At 51.2% G+C, this 17,275-nt stretch carries 18 protein-coding genes; 12 read left to right on the top strand and 6 right to left on the bottom strand.

Features of this window, described 5'->3' with window-relative positions:
• Positions 1-19 precede the first annotated feature (19 nt).
• The 3 genes from BUB30_RS11755 to BUB30_RS11750 are packed head-to-tail and all read left to right on the top strand — an operon-like array spanning position 20 to position 1,921.
• Positions 20-1,063, top strand: a complete 1,044-nt coding sequence (locus tag BUB30_RS11755; protein WP_143164870.1) for a YncE family protein — start codon at positions 20-22, stop codon at positions 1,061-1,063.
• Positions 1,064-1,107: 44 nt separating this feature from the next.
• Complete coding sequence (locus tag BUB30_RS35130; RefSeq protein WP_236849112.1) at positions 1,108-1,236, top strand: C1orf53 family protein; 129 nt, start codon at positions 1,108-1,110, stop codon at positions 1,234-1,236.
• Entirely contained in the window at positions 1,193-1,921 is a 729-nt protein-coding gene (locus BUB30_RS11750) for a Dph6-related ATP pyrophosphatase (protein ID WP_073133848.1), read from the top strand. Before BUB30_RS35130 ends, BUB30_RS11750 begins: the two co-directional genes overlap by 44 nt.
• Here BUB30_RS11750 and meaB read toward each other — a convergent pair.
• Positions 1,894-2,910, bottom strand: a complete 1,017-nt coding sequence (meaB, locus tag BUB30_RS11745; protein WP_073133846.1) for a methylmalonyl Co-A mutase-associated GTPase MeaB — start codon at positions 2,908-2,910, stop codon at positions 1,894-1,896. The two genes, BUB30_RS11750 and meaB, sit on opposite strands and share 28 nt — an antisense overlap.
• Positions 2,911-2,966: 56 nt before the next feature.
• On the opposite strand from meaB, the gene BUB30_RS11740 reads away from it, so the two are divergent.
• The 4 genes from BUB30_RS11740 (at position 2,967) to sucD (ending at position 7,379) form a co-directional block, all read left to right on the top strand.
• Positions 2,967-4,265, top strand: a complete 1,299-nt coding sequence (locus tag BUB30_RS11740) for a CHASE2 domain-containing protein (RefSeq protein WP_073133844.1) — start codon at positions 2,967-2,969, stop codon at positions 4,263-4,265.
• A 50-nt stretch (positions 4,266-4,315) separates the two neighbouring features.
• Positions 4,316-5,206, top strand: a complete 891-nt coding sequence (locus tag BUB30_RS11735; protein ID WP_073133842.1) for a COG3014 family protein — start codon at positions 4,316-4,318, stop codon at positions 5,204-5,206.
• A 270-nt stretch (positions 5,207-5,476) separates the two neighbouring features.
• The gene (locus BUB30_RS11730; protein WP_073133840.1) at positions 5,477-6,370 is read left to right on the top strand and encodes a hypothetical protein; all 894 of its coding nucleotides are present in this window, start codon (positions 5,477-5,479) and stop codon (positions 6,368-6,370) included.
• 124 nt (positions 6,371-6,494) lie between these two features.
• Positions 6,495-7,379: a succinate--CoA ligase subunit alpha gene (gene sucD, locus BUB30_RS11725; RefSeq protein ID WP_073133838.1), complete on the top strand. Its 885-nt coding sequence runs from the start codon at positions 6,495-6,497 to the stop codon at positions 7,377-7,379.
• A 20-nt stretch (positions 7,380-7,399) separates the two neighbouring features.
• On the opposite strand, the gene BUB30_RS11720 is transcribed toward sucD, so the two are convergent.
• A complete protein-coding gene (locus BUB30_RS11720; RefSeq protein WP_073133836.1) occupies positions 7,400-7,651 on the bottom strand; it encodes a hypothetical protein in 252 nt (83 codons plus the stop codon).
• Positions 7,652-7,791: 140 nt separating this feature from the next.
• A complete protein-coding gene (locus BUB30_RS11715; RefSeq protein WP_073133834.1) occupies positions 7,792-8,376 on the bottom strand; it encodes a CAP domain-containing protein in 585 nt (194 codons plus the stop codon).
• 125 nt (positions 8,377-8,501) lie between these two features.
• Here BUB30_RS11715 and icd point away from each other — a divergent pair, with 125 nt between their 5' ends.
• The 3 genes from icd (at position 8,502) to BUB30_RS11695 (ending at position 13,314) form a co-directional block, all read left to right on the top strand.
• On the top strand, positions 8,502-9,728 hold the full coding sequence (icd, locus tag BUB30_RS11710) for an NADP-dependent isocitrate dehydrogenase (RefSeq protein WP_073133832.1): 1,227 nt from the start codon (positions 8,502-8,504) through the stop codon (positions 9,726-9,728).
• A 209-nt stretch (positions 9,729-9,937) separates the two neighbouring features.
• Positions 9,938-12,223 carry a T9SS type B sorting domain-containing protein gene (locus BUB30_RS11700; protein ID WP_084138036.1) on the top strand — a complete coding sequence of 762 codons (2,286 nt, stop codon included), beginning with the start codon at positions 9,938-9,940 and terminating at the stop codon, positions 12,221-12,223.
• Positions 12,223-13,314, top strand: a complete 1,092-nt coding sequence (locus BUB30_RS11695; protein WP_073133827.1) for a PorP/SprF family type IX secretion system membrane protein — start codon at positions 12,223-12,225, stop codon at positions 13,312-13,314. Before BUB30_RS11700 ends, BUB30_RS11695 begins: the two co-directional genes overlap by 1 nt.
• 2 nt (positions 13,315-13,316) lie before the next feature.
• Here BUB30_RS11695 and ribH read toward each other — a convergent pair whose 3' ends face one another.
• From ribH to pdhA, 3 genes are all read right to left on the bottom strand, one after another.
• Positions 13,317-13,784 carry a 6,7-dimethyl-8-ribityllumazine synthase gene (gene ribH / locus BUB30_RS11690; protein ID WP_073133825.1) on the bottom strand — a complete coding sequence of 156 codons (468 nt, stop codon included), beginning with the start codon at positions 13,782-13,784 and terminating at the stop codon, positions 13,317-13,319.
• A gap of 88 nt (positions 13,785-13,872) precedes the next feature.
• Positions 13,873-14,562 carry a tetratricopeptide repeat protein gene (locus BUB30_RS11685; protein WP_073133823.1) on the bottom strand — a complete coding sequence of 230 codons (690 nt, stop codon included), beginning with the start codon at positions 14,560-14,562 and terminating at the stop codon, positions 13,873-13,875.
• Positions 14,563-14,684: 122 nt separating this feature from the next.
• Positions 14,685-15,728 carry a pyruvate dehydrogenase (acetyl-transferring) E1 component subunit alpha gene (gene pdhA, locus BUB30_RS11680; protein WP_073133821.1) on the bottom strand — a complete coding sequence of 348 codons (1,044 nt, stop codon included), beginning with the start codon at positions 15,726-15,728 and terminating at the stop codon, positions 14,685-14,687.
• 75 nt (positions 15,729-15,803) lie between these two features.
• On the opposite strand from pdhA, the gene recF reads away from it, so the two are divergent.
• On the top strand, positions 15,804-16,913 hold the full coding sequence (recF, locus tag BUB30_RS11675; RefSeq protein ID WP_073133819.1) for a DNA replication/repair protein RecF: 1,110 nt from the start codon (positions 15,804-15,806) through the stop codon (positions 16,911-16,913).
• Positions 16,900-17,196, top strand: a complete 297-nt coding sequence (locus tag BUB30_RS11670; RefSeq protein ID WP_073133817.1) for a DciA family protein — start codon at positions 16,900-16,902, stop codon at positions 17,194-17,196. Before recF ends, BUB30_RS11670 begins: the two co-directional genes overlap by 14 nt.
• Positions 17,197-17,275 lie beyond the last annotated feature (79 nt).

Below are 17,275 nucleotides of genomic sequence, written 5' to 3'. Positions count from 1 at the left end.
TTTTAATGTGACGAAGAACATGCGACGAATTTTCGCCGTGCTGTTCGTGGCAGCGACACTATGGGCTTGTAACAATGATGACGATAAACCTCAGGGTAAATATGAGCACGGCGCTTTTGTGTTGAACGAAGGAAAGTTTTTGTCGGGCACCGGCACCATCACCTACTACAACGAACAAGCCGATACCCTGCAGCAAAATATCTTCAGAAATGCCGCCGGCCAATATGCAGGCGACGTGGTGCAGTCCATGATCTTCCATGACGATAAGGCCTACATCGTGGTAAATGGCGACAACAAGGTCGAGATCGCCAACGCCAATACCTTCGAACGACTGGGCTCGATCTCCGATGACCAGATCGTGCAACCACGCTACATGGAGGTGGTCGACAATAAGGGCTATCTCACGGTGCAGGGACCTTACGACGACAACTATAATCTCGTGGACTCCTATGTTTTGGTGATCGACCTGTCGAATAATACCGTGACAAAAAAGATCCCCACCGACGAAGGCATTGAGAACATCGTCTATGCAGGCAATAAATTGTTTGTAGGGGCCTCGGGCTACAGCAGCATCCATAATGTGGCCGTGATCGATCCCTCGAACAATACACTCATCGACAACATAGCACTCGACGGCGTTCCCGTGGGCATGGTGGTCGACAACAATAACAAACTCTGGGTGCTCGCCAACGACGATGCCAACGCCAAGCTCTATCGCATCAATCCATCGTCGTTCGAAAAAGAACAAACCATCAACCTCGGCACTTCGGTCGACACAGACCTCGCCATTACACCTGATAAAAGCGGCTTGATCTATAGCGCCTTCGGAAGCTTCTACAAGATTTCCACCACGGCCACGACAGCGCCATCGGCGCCTTTGTTCACGACCGAGGATGTCGTAACCCAATATGGCATGAACGTGGATCCGGATAACGGCGAAATATGGATTGGCGATGCGCTCAACTACAGCTCGGAAGGAAAAGTCTATATTTACACCAGCGAAGGCAAGCTCAAGAAGACATTCACGGCCGGCATCAGCCCTACCAATTTTGTTTTTAGATGAAAGAAGGAGAACATGAGGAGAAAGACGAACCTGTATTATACTACATGGAAAATGGCTTTGTCGTGTTCACGGAAGCCTATCACCTGAAACGAGGTTATTGCTGTAAAAACGGATGCCGTCATTGCCCTTATGGATTCAAAAAGAAAAGTAACGATAAGCTGGAGCGGAGGTAAAGACTCCGCTTTCGCTTTATATAAGATCCTCACGTCGGGCGAGTACCACGTGGTGGATCTTCATACCACCCTGAACGAGGAAACCCGGCGCGTGGGTCTTCATGGCGTGCACGAGGTCCTCATCGAACAACAAGCCGCCGGCCTGGGTTTGCCACTGACGAAATTGTATCTGCCGCCCAGCGAAGATCACGATGCCTATGAGAAACTGATGATCACCTACTACAAACAGTGTGCACGACGCGGCGTCGAGCAAGTTGTTTTTGGAGATATCTTTTTGGAGGACCTTCGCCTGTTTCGCGAGAACCTGTTGCAGAACACGCCGCTGAGTTCGGTTTATCCGCTCTGGAAAATAGATACGCAAAAGCTATTGAATGATTTTATCGCGATCGGTTTTAAGACCGTGATCTGTTCGGCCGACGCCGACAAGTTTTCACAAGACCAGGTTGGTCATACGATCGATACCGCCTTCGCTGAAAGCCTCCGGCCTGGGGTGGACCCGTGTGGTGAGAACGGTGAGTATCACACGCTGGTATACGACGGCCCGATTTTTAAGAAACCACTGCCGTTCAAAACGGGCGAGGTGGTGAAGAAGCAGTACAGCTTTCAAAAGAAAAACGCACAGGGGGAGAGCGAGCGGGTGGAAAAATCGTTCTGGTTTCAGGACTTGCTTCCGCGTATCGCCTGATGGTAGGCCTCCAATAATTTTTGCGCAGCATCCTGGGCCGACAGCTTCATGGCCTCTACGTCGCGTTCCAGTGTTTTGCGCAAGGCTTTGAGCGGCGCATGCCCTTGGAGATCGGCTTGCAAAGCATCTTTGAAATATTCGCGAAACCATTCTACATTTTGTTGCTGACGGAGGCTGTCGAGAAATCCCGATGTTTTTGTCTGGCGATGATGCTCTTCGACAATATGCCAGATGCCTTCAATGCCTTCGCCCGTCAATGCCGAGGTGGTGACCACACGCGGCGTCCAGCCCGACGGGCCGGGTGGAAACAAATGAAGTGCATGTTGATACTCGGCACGGGCTTCTTGTGCGCGCGAAAAATTGTCGCCCTCCGCTTTGGTGATGGCAACGGCGTCCGCCATTTCCATGATGCCTTTCTTGATGCCCTGCAACTCGTCGCCGGCGCCCGCCAGCATAAGCAACAGGAAAAAGTCGACCATGTTTTTTACCGACACTTCCGACTGCCCCACGCCTACAGTCTCGACAATGATCACCTCAAACCCCGCAGCCTCACACAAGAGCATTGCCTCCCGCGTTTTGTGTGCCACACCGCCAAGAGCATTGCCCGATGACGACGGACGAATAAAGCTGTTCGGATTTTTTGAGAGCTCTTCCATGCGGGTCTTGTCACCCAAAATGCTTCCTCGTGTCAACGGGCTGCTGGGATCGACCGTGAGGACGCCAACCTTCTTTCCTTGCTGAATGAGATACAAGCCCAAAACCTCGATAAAGGTGCTTTTTCCAACCCCCGGAACACCTGTAATACCCAGCCGGATCGCACCACCGGTCTTGGGGCTGATGGCCGAAAGCAGTCGGGCCGCCAGGGCCTGGTCGTCGGGAAGCGTGCTTTCAATGAGCGTGATGGCCTGGCCCAGCAGCACGCGGTCGCCACGAAAGATTCCCTCCGTGTATTCGGTGAGCGTGCGCTTTGATCGGGGTCGTGGCTTCAAGGGGCTATGGTAATGCAAGGTAAATTTCTAAATTTACTTCATACATCCTTACCATCATGAGAAAATTCTGGCTCGATTGCCTCATTGCAACGAACTTCGTCTTCCTCGCCATGTGGGCCATCGTGGGAATCACCAACCTGAGAATGTTCAACGCCTTCGACTCCATCGGAGTGGCTCTGAACGATGTAGAGTTGACCGACTATGTTTTTCAGAGGCTTCGCGAAACGCCAAAGACAGACACCAGTATTGTTGTGGTGAATATTGGAAATCTTTCACGCAGGGAAATTGCAGAGCAGATCCGGATCATCAGCAAATACAAACCGAAGATCATCGGCATTGATGCGTTCTTCGATTGCCGCGGAAATACCAGGGACACCATTAATTGCGCAGCCTTGCGCGATGTTATGGGAAACTATATGCTGGGCAGTGCTATCCAGGAAGCAGGAAATGTAATTTTGGTCACCAAGACAATTCGGAAAGACACGTTGCTTCCGCAAGGTGTCTTTGATTCCTTGCGCCGTTCTGATTTTTCGGCCAATGCCTACGGCGAAGGATTCGCCAACCTAGACACAGATGCGGCTTTTCAGGAAGATTCGAAAACTTGCCGGCAGGTTAATCCTCGGCAATACGACAAGGAAGGGAAACCGCAATATGCCTTTTCAGTTGCTATGGCGATGGCCTACGATTCGGTAAAGACAAAGGAATTTCTGAAAAGAGATAATTTCAAAGAGATCATAAATTATAGAGGAACAATCATGGACACCTACGAGCAAACACAATTCAGTTTGGGGTTTTATGCGCTGGATGTCAAGCAAATATTTGAGGAAAGTTTTGAGCCCCACACGGTCAAAGATAAAATTGTCATCATGGGATTTCTGGGCAACGAGTTTGGCGACCCCTCATGGGCCGATAGATTCTATACGCCCCTGAATAAAAAAATGGCTGGAAAAGCCAATCCCGACATGTTTGGTGTCGTGGTACACGCCAACGTTGTGTCCATGATCCTGAATGAAAATTATATCAACGAAATGGCTGACTGGCAAGAGGAACTTCTGGCCTTTATCATCTGCCTCCTCAACGTGGCATTATTTTCGCTAATCAATACGCGCTGGCCCACATGGTACGATGGTATCACAAAATTGTTGCAGTTAACTCAACTCTTGGCATACACTGTATTGATGGTATTTATCTTTCATTGGTTCTCGTTCAAATTGAATGTAACCCTCACCTTGGCGGCCGTGGCCCTCGTGGGCGATATTTATGAGATTTATATGAGCGTCATCAAAAATCTCATCCAAAAAATTATACACTTTCTCCCGTTTACCCGGCACAAGGAAGAAGTATTAACACCTTAAGAGTCCCCCAAAAAACGTATCTTTAACTATTCTCCTCAATACTCAAAATCATGAAAACGCAGAAATTGACCCTTCTTTTCGCTCTGGTCGCCTCCTTTGCCTCCGCACAGGACTATGCCTTCAAGGTGTTGGCAACCAAGGGCGCGAACGAAGTAAAGTCTGGTACGGACTGGGTACCCCTGAAAACGGGCGCCAGTCTCCGCGCCAATGATGAACTGAAGATCAGCGAGAATGCTTATGTCGGCCTCGTGCACAGCAAAGGCACACCGCTGGAGTTAAAGAAGGCGGGTAACTATCCGGTGAAGAAACTGGAGGACGAAATAAAACCTTCCACAGGTGTACTCAACAAATACACCGACTTCATACTCAGCAGCAATTCGGCCGAAAATAAAAAGGACCGTCTCAGCGCAACGGGAGCCGTAGACCGCGGTGAAAACTATGCCATCAAACTTCTGCTCCCCGAAAATCAATACTCGGGTATTTTCAACAACACCGCGATCATCACCTGGGATGGAAGTAAAGCATCGGGCCCCTATGTCGTAACCTTGAAGAACATGTTCGACGACGAACTGGTGAAATTCGACACCCCCGAAACCAGCTTTAAAATAGACTTGAACGACCCGCACTACGCAAAGGAAAATGCTATTCTTGTCGAAGTGTATTCCAAAGCGGACCCGAAACAAATATCAAAGCAACACCTTATTAAACGACTGGCACCGGCAGAGCAAGCCACGGTAAAAAAGAAGCTGGAAGCCGACATGAGCAGCGCCACCGAACAAACGGCGCTTAACAAATACCTGATGGCCGGTTTCTATGAAGAGAACAAGCTGCTTATCGATGCACTGTCGGCCTACAAGGAAGCCATCCAACTGGCTCCCGACGTGCCTACCTACCAGGACGGATTGGACGAATTCCTGCTGCGCAACAACATGAAAAAATAAAAAGACACTGGTTTTAAAAATAGGAAGGGCCGTCTCCAAAGGACGGCCTTTTCATTTCGCGATGAGGCCAATTATCGCAAGGAGTTTAAACGCTTATCATTTTGGCGCGAACCCTTTCGCGAGCCTTGCGTATTACTTCCGGATAAAGCCGTCGATTTGGGCATAAATGACCGCGCCAGGAGCGAACCAGAAGCTTTTTACCGGTATATGCTATTCGTTCGGATTGTATTAGTTTTGTTTTAAATAAACCCTTAACGCTCCATCTACATCATGAAATCCACGAAGTTGGCATTGGCAGTCCTGATGCTTGTCGGTCTCGGCCGGGTCCAGGCGCAAGAGTATGCTTTTAAAGTGCTTGTCAACAAAGGCAAGAATGAATTGAAATCCGGTTCCGCCTGGCAGCCGCTCAAAGTTGGCGCCAACCTAAAGCCTGCCGACGAGTTGAAGCTTTCAGAAAACGCATACATCGGTCTGGTAACACCGGCCGGGAGACCCTTTGAAGTAAAGAAACCTGCGGGCACCTACAAAGTGATCGACTTTGCCAAGCAGGTAAAGCCTGAAGCCAGCGTATTGAACAAGTACACCGATTTCGTCCTCAGCTCCGCCACATCACCTAAGAATAGCCTGGCCGCAACGGGTGCGGTAGACCGCGGGTTTGATCGCATCGAGATCAACTTGCCTGGTGCCGATCATGCCGACGTGTTCGGCAACAAAGTGATCATCAGTTGGAACGACGAGAAGAAAGTGAAGCCCTATATTGTCACGTTCAACACCATGTTTGGTGACGAACTGGTTACACGCGAAACTTCCGACACGTGGCTGGAAATAGATCTCTCCGATCCGGTGTTTGGCCCCGAAAACAACATCGTGGTGAACGTAACATCGAAAACAGACAAGAATCAGAAATCGAAGGACTATACCCTCAAGAAAGTTTCCAAGGCAAACCGGGATAAACTAAAAGCGACCTATGCAGAGCTCGCCGCCGCCACTTCAGAGCACACGGCTATCAATAAGCTCTACCAGGCTGGCTTCTTCGAACAAAACAACCTTCTCATCGACGCCGGCACGGCGCTGCAGGAAGCGGCCAAAATTGAGCCCGCCTACCAACAGGCCTACACCGACTTCCTGGTGCGGAACAACATCAAAAAGCTGGTTAAAAAGTAAACCGACCGCCTAAAAAATAACGAAAAGCTGCCCTCACCCGGCAGCTTTTCTTGTTTCCGGCGCGTTTGGTCAAAACGTTTATTATCCTATTTTTGTGCTTCTCAAAAGCAAACGACAAACTTCCATGAGTGTACTGGTAAATAAGAATTCCCGTGTCATCGTTCAGGGTTTCACAGGTTCCGAAGGCTCCTTTCATGCGGGCCAGATGATTGAATATGGAACAAACGTAGTAGGCGGTGTAACGCCTGCGAAAGGTGGGACCGAACACTTGGGAAGACCGGTATTCAACACCGTGAAAGAAGCCGTTGAGAAAACGGGCGCCGACGTGTCCATCATCTTCGTGCCCCCCGCTTTCGCTGCCGACGCCATCATGGAGGCCGTGGACGCAGGCATCAAAGTAGTTATCACCATCACCGAAGGCATACCCGTAAAGGATATGATGACGGCAAAAAAATATCTCCAAAGCAAAGGCGGCGTAACCCTCATCGGCCCCAACTGCCCCGGTGTGATCACCCCTGGCGAAGCTAAAGTAGGCATCATGCCCGGCTTTGTGTTCAAGAAGGGAAGGATCGGCATCGTGTCCAAGTCGGGAACCCTCACCTATGAGGCAGCCGACCAGATCGTGAAAGCCGGCCTGGGCATCTCCACCGCCATCGGTATCGGCGGCGACCCCATCATTGGAACTCCCACAAAAGATGCGGTAGAATTATTGATGAACGACCCCGAAACCGACGCCATCGTCATGATCGGTGAGATCGGTGGAAACTATGAGCCCGTAGCAGCCCGTTGGATCAAAGACTCGGGAAATAAGAAACCTGTCGTTGGATTTATCGCCGGTCAGACGGCCCCTCCAGGCCGCAGAATGGGTCACGCCGGTGCCATCATTGGCGGCGCCGACGATACGGCAGCGGCGAAGATGAAGATCATGCGCGAGTGTGGCATCACCGTGGTAGAATCACCCGCCGAGATTGGCGAAACCATGGTGAAAGTATTGGCCGGCAAAAAATAGTCGCCGGCCCCCATTTCCTATTAAAAAGTAGTTCTGAATTCGTTTTCCAGGTATTCGTTCAGGTTCTTCAACCCGCGCAGCATGCTGAGCTTTTCAGCTTTCTGGTCGGCGTTGTCGTTTTGGTAGATCACCTCCACGAACAGGTCCCGTAACATGTAGATGTAGATTTTGCGGCCATCTTTCACACGCGTTCCAAGGGCCACACCTTTTTTCTTGAGGTATTTCACTTGACTCTCTAAAGAAAGCTTGCTGAAAATGAACTTGAGGATCATAAAACAATTTGTTTGTTGTGTTATGTATCCAAATGCCAATTGCAAGCCAGGAGAAAAAAACCTCAAAATATCGCTGATTCGGGCCTTTAAGAGTGGTGGATAGTCCAGGAATGGGAAACTGAATTCAAAACAGTACTCTTTTATGGACAGGTTTCGGGGGCGGCGGAATCGTCTACCTCTCCAAACCATACCAGCCCGTATTCCTTGTAAATGCCCACCCCAATTGCCTTCCATTTTGTGTTTTCCCACTTGCCGCTGTTGATGAGCAGGGGATTGTGACCGGGACTTATTTTCCAGCCGTCAAGTCCTTCCTTGGCCGTGGCGCCAATAGAACTGTAATAGGCGATCTCAAAACCATTGCCCGCATAGCTGGCAATTTCCTGTGGCTTGGTCCACATGCAGGACGCCTTCTTGTGATCGTTGGTGTAACAACACGACGTCCATTTTCCATGCGACGACCAGCTGTGGGGGTTGCATTTGTTCTTGGGATCGAAGGTGTAGTGCTCGGAGAGATCGCGTGCGTGGATCTGGGCTACCTGGGAGAGTTTGGCAGAGAGCGGAATCGATTCCAGGTGGTTTTCCTGGCGATAGACCATGATCAGGTCATATAGCTTCTTCTCTTCTGGACTAAGGCAGACCGTGGCAACAGGATAGGGCCGCTCATGGAAGCCGCCCAGGCCAAACACCACCAGGCTGCTCGCCAAAAGAAGGGAAAACGATTTCATAGAGAAATTTACCAATAAACGCCAGGCCGAGTAAAAATATCTTCATTTCTGGTTGAGATTTTTTAATTTTCCGCGCCCAAAAAAATGGGCATCTCAAAACATTCACTTTTAACGCATTACAAACAATGAGCGATCAGAAAATTAGCATCAGCAACGGTAAGCTGAACGTGCCTGATAATCCTACGATTCCCTTTATTGAAGGCGATGGAACCGGCGTAGACATTTGGCCTGCATCTCAACTGGTATTCGACAAAGCGGTAGAAAAGGCCTATAGCGGAAAGCGTAAGATCAACTGGAAGGAAGTTCTGGCAGGCGAGAAAGCGTTTAACAAAACCGGCAACTGGATGCCCGAAGAAACGCTCACCGTTTTCAGAGAATATTTGGTAGGCATCAAAGGTCCCCTCACCACACCGGTAGGCGGCGGCATTCGCTCCCTCAATGTGGCCCTCCGCCAGGAACTCGACCTCTATGCGTGCGTGCGCCCCGTACGGTGGTTCAAAGGCGTGCCTTCACCCGTGAAGGAGCCCCAAAAGACCGACATGGTCATCTTCCGCGAAAACACCGAAGACATCTATGCCGGCATCGAATTCCAGGAAGGCTCCGACGAGAACAAGAAATTCATGCAGTTGTTGAAAGACAACTTCCCGAAAAGCTATAAGAAGATCCGCTTCCCCGAAAACTCGGGCATCGGTATCAAACCCGTTTCCAAAGACGGAACGGAACGCCTGGTGCGCTCGGCACTGAAGTACGCGCTGGAACACAAGCTGCCCAGCGTTACGCTCGTACACAAAGGCAACATCATGAAGTTCACCGAAGGTGGTTTCCGCGACTGGGGATATGCCCTGGCGAAAAGCGAATTTGGAGCCGTAGACCTCGATGGTGGTCCTTGGCAAGTGATCCAAAAAGGCGATCACAAACTGATCATCAAAGACGCCATCGCCGATGCATTCCTGCAACAAATCTTGTTGCGTCCCGATGAATATTCGGTAGTCGCTACGTTGAATCTGAACGGTGATTATATCTCCGACGCATTGGCAGCCATCGTAGGCGGTATCGGCATTGCTCCCGGTGGAAACGTAAACTACGTTACCGGCCACGCCATCTTCGAAGCTACCCACGGCACGGCACCCAAATATGCCGGCCAGGACAAAGTGAACCCCGGCTCGGTGATTCTCTCCGGCGTCATGATGCTCGAATACATGGGTTGGAAAGAAGCCGCTGACCTGATCCTGAAAGGATTGGAAGGCGCCATCAACGCAAAACGTGTGACCTACGATTTCCACCGCCTCATGGAAGGTGCAACCCTGCTGAAGTGCTCGGAGTTTGCCCAGGAAGTGGTAAATAAAATGTAAGAAACAAGCGGTTCAAAACCGTGTGTCTTCAAGAAAAGGCCACCCCAAAAAGGGTGGTCTTTTTTTGTTTGGTGCCGATCCCACAGCGATAGCATTTTTCATGACGCATAGCCCTGGGGATGTTTGGTGATGCGAAAAAATCCGCTCCGGTTTTTCTACTGAAATGTGGTTGCAGTTGTGTGAAATAATTTGCGGGAAACGAATCGATTATGAAGCCGTTCCTGCAGACCTGCCTACCCGTTTTTTTTATGGTTGTGGCGCCGAATGCGCCTATGTTTGGTCAGGGGTCGTCCTGTATGGGCATGACCAACGACATCACCGAGCCTTCGCCGTTATGCGTAACAACCGCACCGTCAACGATCATCCAATCCCTGGCCACAAGCGTCCATAAAAAACCAATCACTTACGATTGGGAGATGTCAACTTCATCGGTGACCAGCGGCTACACTTCACTGGGTGTTGGCTCGCCCCATCTTCCCGTTCCCACATCACCGGGGACTTACTATTTCAGAAGGATCGCTTCCCTATCGGGCATCCCTTCGCCTCCCCATACACCGCCCTCTTTTCGGCCGTGCACGAGCAATGCGGTCCAGGTCGTGATTGTATCGCCACCATCCCTTTCGGCCAGTTCGCCTGCCAGTGCAGATGTATGTTCGGGCGCAGGCACAAGTTTTTCGTTCACCGTGTGGGCAATCGGAGGAACGGAAAGTCAGTGGCAATACGACGAGGGGACGGGCTTTGTGGACATGGCTTCCGGAAGCTCGACTTACCACGGAACAAACGCGAATACGCTCACCATTTTAAACGCTGCAGGCCTGGGCAATAAAGATTTCAGATGCATCGTGACAAGCACATTGAACGGCGACTGCCAAAGTCAATCTACAGTCTTCTCCTTGCACGAAAAACCTCTTCCGGTCGTATCGCCCCTCACGCGAACGGCTTGTGAAAGCGTTAATGCCGCCGGCGGTGGTGCCATTGTCGATCTGAACACCTTCAACAGCGCACTAACGGTATCAGACCCCAGCAATCTTTTCGTTTCGTGGTTTACTTCGTCACCCCGGGCATCCATCAGCGATCCGGCAAACTTTCAGTTTTCGGGCACGGCCTTGTTGACGGCCAATGTGAGTAACACCACTACCTTTTGTGCGGCCGATGCTACCGTCACCCTCACGACCAAGCCTTTCCCCACAGCAACTGCCGTCAGACAATCGCCAGTCAATCTCTGCAGCGGAGCGTATATAGATGTCACCTTACAAGGTGCTGCTCAATACAACTGGACAGCTACTGCACCGGCAGAAATACAAGGGGCTGCATCCGGGCAGGGAGCCGTAATACATCAGGCGTTGACAAACAAGGGATCGCAACATAAAACGGTAACCTATACGATCGTGCCCAAACAAGATGGGTGCGCCGGTCCGCCAGTTGATGTCACAACAACCGTCGAGCCTGAAGTAAAACAATTTGCCGTCACCGGTGGTGGTGAAATATGCCTCGGCAATGGTGGTGTAACGATAGGGCTGGTGAACAGCCAAACCGGCATGGACTATGAACTCGAACAGGACGGACAGTCCACGGGGATCTCCCTGACATCTCCCGGTGGCGCCTTTGTCTATCCCAATCCCATCGCCAGCAACGGCACCTTCACGATTCATGCCACCGTCGACGGACGCTGTGAAACGGATATGGAGGGAAGCGCCATCGTAACCGTCCGCAATGTCCCACGGGGAACCGGCATCATATCGGGCGACGACGCCATTTGTCAAGGATCAACGCATACCTACGAAGCATCGGGTTGGACCGACGCCACAGAGTATCAATGGATCCTCCCCCCGTCGCTGCGAAGCGTGCGCGAAGAAGAGCAGGTTGCTGAAATTATCGGGGAGCAGATCGGAGACGCCGCAGCGGTGCAGCTGCAAGCCGTAGGCGTGAACAAATGTGGCGCGGGAACGACCGCCACAAAAACCGTCAGCGTCCGCAACAATCCCATCGTTACCATCGAAGGACCTCAGATCATCATCGCCGGACAACCGTTCAAGCTGGTCTACAACACCACGGTGCCACTAGCGCAATGGCAATGGAATTTTGGTGATGGAGGCGCATCCACCGGACAATATCCCGAACACACCTATGACAAACCCGGACCCTATGTTGTATCGCTGAACGCCATCGACGAAAACAATTGCTCCGGCACAGGTACGTTGCACCTTGCAGCCACAGCGGCCATCTCCTCCAGCAACATCAAGAACGTGATCACGGCCAACGGCGATGCTCAAAACGGATATCTGATCGTGGAGAACCTGGAGAAATTTCCAGATAATGAAGTCGTGCTCCTCAGCCGTTGGGGCACCGAAGTGTTCCGGAAAAAGGCCTACGCCAACGACTGGGATGCACGCGTCGATGGCTATTTTCTGCCGGCCGGCAACTACGTCTGCATCGTCAGGCTAGCGGAAGCAAACCATGTATTTTCAAGGGTAGTAACGGTGGTAAAAGACTGATGCGCCAGCTCGCGACCATCCTGTTTCTCACAACCGCCCTGGGTGTACATGCCCAGGACGTTCCGCTGTTCACACAAAAGCTCACCAATGCAATTTTGTATAACCCATCCGTTGCGGGCAATACGCTCGGATCCATCACGCTCTCGCGCCGGCAATATTGGACAGGCATACAAGGCTCGCCAAACTCCACCTTGCTCAGTGCACATCTTCCCGTGAATGGCTATCGCTTCGGCACGGGACTCGCGGTGTATCAAGATAATGTAGGCGTATCGCAAACCCTTTCTGCCAGCGGCGCCTTTGCCTATCACCTGATCTTGCCCAGTCACCAGTCGTTCTCCCTGGGTGTAGCCGCCGAATACTACAACTACCGCGTCGTGCCTTCGCGTGTAGACGTTCAGGCGACAGGGTGGAGCGATCCTATTTTAATGTCGAAGTACACCGGTGTGAACGGCGTTGATTTTTCAGCGGGTGCCAGCTACTATTCGCGTTATCTGCGCGGGGGCGCCTCTATCAATCGCATTAGTGGTTGGTTGGGATCGGAGCAAAAAAATCTCTTCCAGCCGTTCTTCACCGGCAATGTGCACGGCATACTCCCCCTTGCCGACAAGCGACACGTGTTGGAACCAATGCTCAGCTATCGGTCGCTGAATCCGGTGAGCTCGTTGTTGGAAGGAGGGTTGTACTACACGTACGACAAAACGCTAACGCTTGGGGCAAGCTATCGCACGGGAAAGGTGATTTCCGTGGCCACGTCATTCCAGGTGTACAAAAATCTGACGATTGGATACAGCAACGAACTCTTTGCCAGTCAACGCCAGGCTGGCTTGGGGACCAGTCACGAGGTCGCCATCCGTTTCGATTTTAACGATCGCACCGATCTGCTGGCCCGCAAAAATCCGCGTTATCTCAATACCACGCCGCTGCAGATCCGCCACAAACCTCGCGTAAACTATTTCGTCCCGAAAGTCGCGGTCAGGAAATACCATAACTACGTAAGGAAGACCCGCAGAATCTCCAATCAAGCCGTGTTCGAATGGCGCGCTAAAAAGACACCCCGGAAAAAGCGGATGACCATCAAGAAAAGAAAATGATTTTAGAAGTTGAGCATGCCGATCGCCGTGAGCGCGGCTTCCTCACCCTTGTTGCCATATTTGCCACCCGCGCGATCCAGCGCTTGTTGTTTATTCAAGGTGGTGAGCACGCCAAAGATGACGGGCTTACGGGTTTTTAAAGCCGCCTCGGTAACACCGTAAGCAACGCCCTGGCAGATGTAGTCGAAATGGGGCGTCTCGCCCTGAATAACGCAACCCAGGCAGATCACAGCATCGATATCTTTTTTCTCACCCATCCACAACGCACCCAACGAAAGCTCGAACGTGCCCGGCACATTTTTGCGGATGATGTGTCCTTTTTTTACACCGTTAGCGGTCAGTCCCGCCACGGCGCCTTCATAAAGGGCTTCCGTGATCTCTTCGTTCCATTCCGCGACGATGATGGCGAATTTCTTTTTGGAGAGCGACACCTCCGATTTTACTTTTCCAGATTTCAGCGGACCGGCCATAGGGGTGTAGTTTGTTTTTCCTGGAGGAAAATTGGGTGAAATAAAAAAGGGATAGAAGATCTATCCCTTGAAATTAAATGAAATATGCTTAAGAATTGTTTTCCAAACGCGCTTTGAACTTGCGGGCACTTTGATACTCCGCCGACTCCCAATATTGGGTGATCACTTTTTCGTAGGCTTCTTTTGCCTTGTCGTTCTGGTTCAGCTTTTCGTAGGCCAGGGCTTCCTTCATCAGGTAGGCTGGTGAAAAATATTTGTTCGGCTTGTAGTTGGCCGCCTTGTTGTAATATTTGGCAGCATGCTCATACTTCTGTTCTTCCATGTAGGTGTCGCCCACCAGGCTATAGGCCCGGGCCTGCACCAGAAGATCGTTGGAGCTGAAGTCTTCCAGGTAAAGACGGGCCAGCTCATATTTACCTTGCTTCAGGTAGCAAACACCGGCATAATAGTTGGCCAGTTTGCCTGCGTCGGTAATGCCGTACTTGTCGATGATCTGGAGGAAACCAAAGCTGTTTCCGTCGCCGTCCAATGCCTTGCCCAGGCTGTCGGCTTCGAAATAATAGACGGCCTGGAACATTTCTTTCTGGGCCTCTACGTTTTGGGTGCTCTTATAATAGTGGAAAACAAAATATCCACCAACGGCTAAAAGAATAGCGGCCGCGATGCCGACAACGATCTTGGGATTGCTTTCAATCCAGTTTTCGGCGCCAATTAGACGGTCCTTGATTGCCTCGGGATTTTCGAGAAGTTCGTGCTTGTGTTCTTCCTTTTTTGCCATTGTATTCAGGTTATTTCCGCCTCAACCCGGAATGGAACGGGTTCTGCGTGACATTATTACGTTTTGCCCCGACCAGTCGGGGGCGCAAAACTACACATTAGATGCTTCTAAAAAAAGGGGTCTTAATCCATCACAAAAGGATAGTCCGTTTGCACGTAAACGTCCGTCAAAGCCTCCGAAGGATCGGGGAATTTGGACTCTTCGGCAAATTTCACGCTCTCGTCCACCTGGCCCACAATCTTGGCATCAATAGCCTCCAGCTCTTTTTCGGTGGCAAATTTGCGGTCGAGGATGGTTTTGCGCACCATTTCGATGGGATCGCGCTGTTTGTATTGCTCCACCTCATCCTTGGTCCGGTATTTTTGGGGGTCGGACATGGAGTGGCCCTTATAGCGATAGGTTCTGAATTCGAGTAGGGTAGGGCCTTCGCCTTTGCGGGCGCGGTCGGCTGCACGGGCTACAGCCTTGTGCACATCTTCAGGGTGCATGCCATCCACCGGTTCGGAAGGCATATCGTAAGCCTCACCAAGTGTATACAGGTCGGTCACGTTCGAAGTGCGTTGCACGGAAGTTCCCATGGCATAACCATTGTTCTCGATCACAAAGATCACCGGCAGCTTCCAGAGCATGGCCAGGTTCAGGGTCTCGTGGAAAGCACCCTGACGCACGGCGCCATCGCCCATGGAGCAGATGCAGAGATTGCCTGTCTTGTTATATTTTTCGGCGAAGGCCAGTCCGGCTCCCAGCGGAACCTGGGCGCCCACGATGCCGTGGCCGCCGACAAAACCTACGTTTTTATCAAAAATGTGCATGGAACCACCTTTTCCTTTGGTGGTGCCGGTTTCTTTGCCATAGAGCTCGGCCATGATGGCCTTAGGGTCGGTGCCCAAAGCCAGCGGGTGGCCGTGGTCGCGATAGGCCGTGATCCACTTGTCGCCTTTGCGGAGGGCGGTAACGGAGCCGGCGGCGCAAGCCTCCTGACCGATGTAGAGGTGGCAAAAGCCTTTGATCTTCTGCATGCCGTACAATTGACCTGCTTTCTCCTCAAATTTGCGCATCAGCTGCATGCTTTCATACCAGTAGAGATAGGTCTCCTTGGAGAACTCCTGGTTATCACTCTTCGCCGCAACAGCGGCCTCATTCTTCGCTTTGGTTGTCGTAGGCATATCCCTATTTTTGAATCCGAGCTGCGAAATTAATTCCCAAACGAACATTAGCCAAACTTTCCGTGTAATTCTCTCATGCACCTTGAAAAACTTCATTTGCTCAATTTTAAGAACTATGCGGAAGCGAACCTCACCTTTTCACCCCGGATCAATGTCCTGGTAGGCAAAAACGGCAGCGGCAAGACCAATTTGCTGGACGCGATCTTCTACCTGGCCTTCACAAAAAGCGCGTTCTCCACCACGGATCAACACTGCATTCAGCACGAGCAGCCTTATTTTATGGTAAAAGGAGGCTTTCGCACGGGAAACTCCTCCAACGAGATCGTCAGCTCCGTCCAGCAAGGCGCCAAGAAAGTTTTCCGCGAAGGCGTGAATGAGTACGAAAAGCTGAGCGACCATATCGGCAAATACCCCGTCATTCTGGTGGCGCCCGACGACGTAGACCTGGTGAAAGAAGGCAGCGAGGCCCGCCGGAAATTTTTCGATGGCATCATCTCGCAACTGGACAAGCATTATCTCGAGGACCTGATCCAATACAACCACGCCCTAAAGCAACGGAACAGCTTCCTGAAAATGGCCTACGAAAAGGGCCTCACCGACTGGCTCACCCTCGATGCCTACGACCAGGTGCTCGTGAAGCGGGGCGTGCCCATCTTCGAAAAACGGCTGGCGTTCGTGAAAGAGTTTTTGCCCGTCTTCCGAAAATATTATCGCTTCATCGTGGAGGAAAACGAGGTGACTGATCTTGCCTACGTGTCGCCCCTGCAGGAAAAAGATTTTGCCGCGGGGTTGCAAGGCACCCGCCAAAAAGACCTCGCCCTCCAGCGGACCAGCTTTGGCATCCATCGTGACGACTATATTTTCACCCTCGAACAAGGCGACTTGAAACGGCTGGGCTCGCAAGGACAACAGAAATCGTTTGTGATCGCCCTCAAGCTGGCCCAGTTCGAGATCTTGAAAACGCACAAAGGCTTCAAGCCTATCCTGCTTTTGGACGATATTTTTGATAAATTGGACGACTTTCGCATCAGCCGCCTGCTGGCGCTCATGAAGGAAGACCTCGGCCAACTCTTCATCACCGACGCCCGTCCCGACCGCACCCAAGGCTTGCTGGACCAAATCCACGTGGAGGCTACTGTATTTACCATCGAGAAAGGAAACGTGAAGCTGTATGAACGACAATAAACACAACATCAAATCCGTAGGCGACGCCATCCGCGAGATGCTGAACTCCTATCGGCTCAACAATAAATTTGATGAAGCCAATGTGTTGGCGTCGTGGGAGCGGATGGTAGGAAAGCCGATTGCGAAGCGGACGAAAAAAATATATATTAAGAATAAAGTGTTGTTTGTGGAGTTTGATTCACCGACGATGCGTCATGATTTTTCCATGCATAAGACCCATGTGATGGAAATGTTTAAGAAGGAGTTTGGTGATGGTGTGGTGACGGAGATTATCGCGATGTAGATATGCTCACGCAATACATCGTTTAGACTAACGTATATAAATCATCAAAAAGGCGCGAAGAACAAATCTCCTCCATCCG

The sequence above is a fragment of the Chryseolinea serpens genome, from assembly GCF_900129725.1.
Classification (GTDB): domain Bacteria; phylum Bacteroidota; class Bacteroidia; order Cytophagales; family Cyclobacteriaceae; genus Chryseolinea; species Chryseolinea serpens.
This window is presented reverse-complemented; position numbering and strand designations above follow the sequence as displayed.

Excerpts from the sequence above, each read along its gene's own strand:
- ribH (WP_073133825.1), bottom strand. The coding sequence starts at position 13,784 with ATGGCCGGTCCGCTGAAATCTGGAAAAGTAAAATCGGAGGTGTCGCTC.
- icd (WP_073133832.1), top strand. The coding sequence starts at position 8,502 with ATGAGCGATCAGAAAATTAGCATCAGCAACGGTAAGCTGAACGTGCCT.
- BUB30_RS11755 (WP_143164870.1), top strand. The coding sequence starts at position 20 with ATGCGACGAATTTTCGCCGTGCTGTTCGTGGCAGCGACACTATGGGCT.
- BUB30_RS11685 (WP_073133823.1), bottom strand. The coding sequence starts at position 14,562 with ATGGCAAAAAAGGAAGAACACAAGCACGAACTTCTCGAAAATCCCGAG.
- BUB30_RS11735 (WP_073133842.1), top strand. The coding sequence starts at position 4,316 with ATGAAAACGCAGAAATTGACCCTTCTTTTCGCTCTGGTCGCCTCCTTT.
- BUB30_RS11720 (WP_073133836.1), bottom strand. The coding sequence starts at position 7,651 with ATGATCCTCAAGTTCATTTTCAGCAAGCTTTCTTTAGAGAGTCAAGTG.
- BUB30_RS11715 (WP_073133834.1), bottom strand. The coding sequence starts at position 8,376 with ATGAAATCGTTTTCCCTTCTTTTGGCGAGCAGCCTGGTGGTGTTTGGC.
- BUB30_RS11670 (WP_073133817.1), top strand. The coding sequence starts at position 16,900 with ATGAACGACAATAAACACAACATCAAATCCGTAGGCGACGCCATCCGC.
- BUB30_RS11740 (WP_073133844.1), top strand. The coding sequence starts at position 2,967 with ATGAGAAAATTCTGGCTCGATTGCCTCATTGCAACGAACTTCGTCTTC.
- sucD (WP_073133838.1), top strand. The coding sequence starts at position 6,495 with ATGAGTGTACTGGTAAATAAGAATTCCCGTGTCATCGTTCAGGGTTTC.
- BUB30_RS35130 (WP_236849112.1), top strand. The coding sequence starts at position 1,108 with ATGGAAAATGGCTTTGTCGTGTTCACGGAAGCCTATCACCTGAAACGA.
- BUB30_RS11700 (WP_084138036.1), top strand. The coding sequence starts at position 9,938 with ATGAAGCCGTTCCTGCAGACCTGCCTACCCGTTTTTTTTATGGTTGTG.
- BUB30_RS11730 (WP_073133840.1), top strand. The coding sequence starts at position 5,477 with ATGAAATCCACGAAGTTGGCATTGGCAGTCCTGATGCTTGTCGGTCTC.
- recF (WP_073133819.1), top strand. The coding sequence starts at position 15,804 with ATGCACCTTGAAAAACTTCATTTGCTCAATTTTAAGAACTATGCGGAA.
- BUB30_RS11695 (WP_073133827.1), top strand. The coding sequence starts at position 12,223 with ATGCGCCAGCTCGCGACCATCCTGTTTCTCACAACCGCCCTGGGTGTA.
- pdhA (WP_073133821.1), bottom strand. The coding sequence starts at position 15,728 with ATGCCTACGACAACCAAAGCGAAGAATGAGGCCGCTGTTGCGGCGAAG.
- BUB30_RS11750 (WP_073133848.1), top strand. The coding sequence starts at position 1,193 with ATGGATTCAAAAAGAAAAGTAACGATAAGCTGGAGCGGAGGTAAAGAC.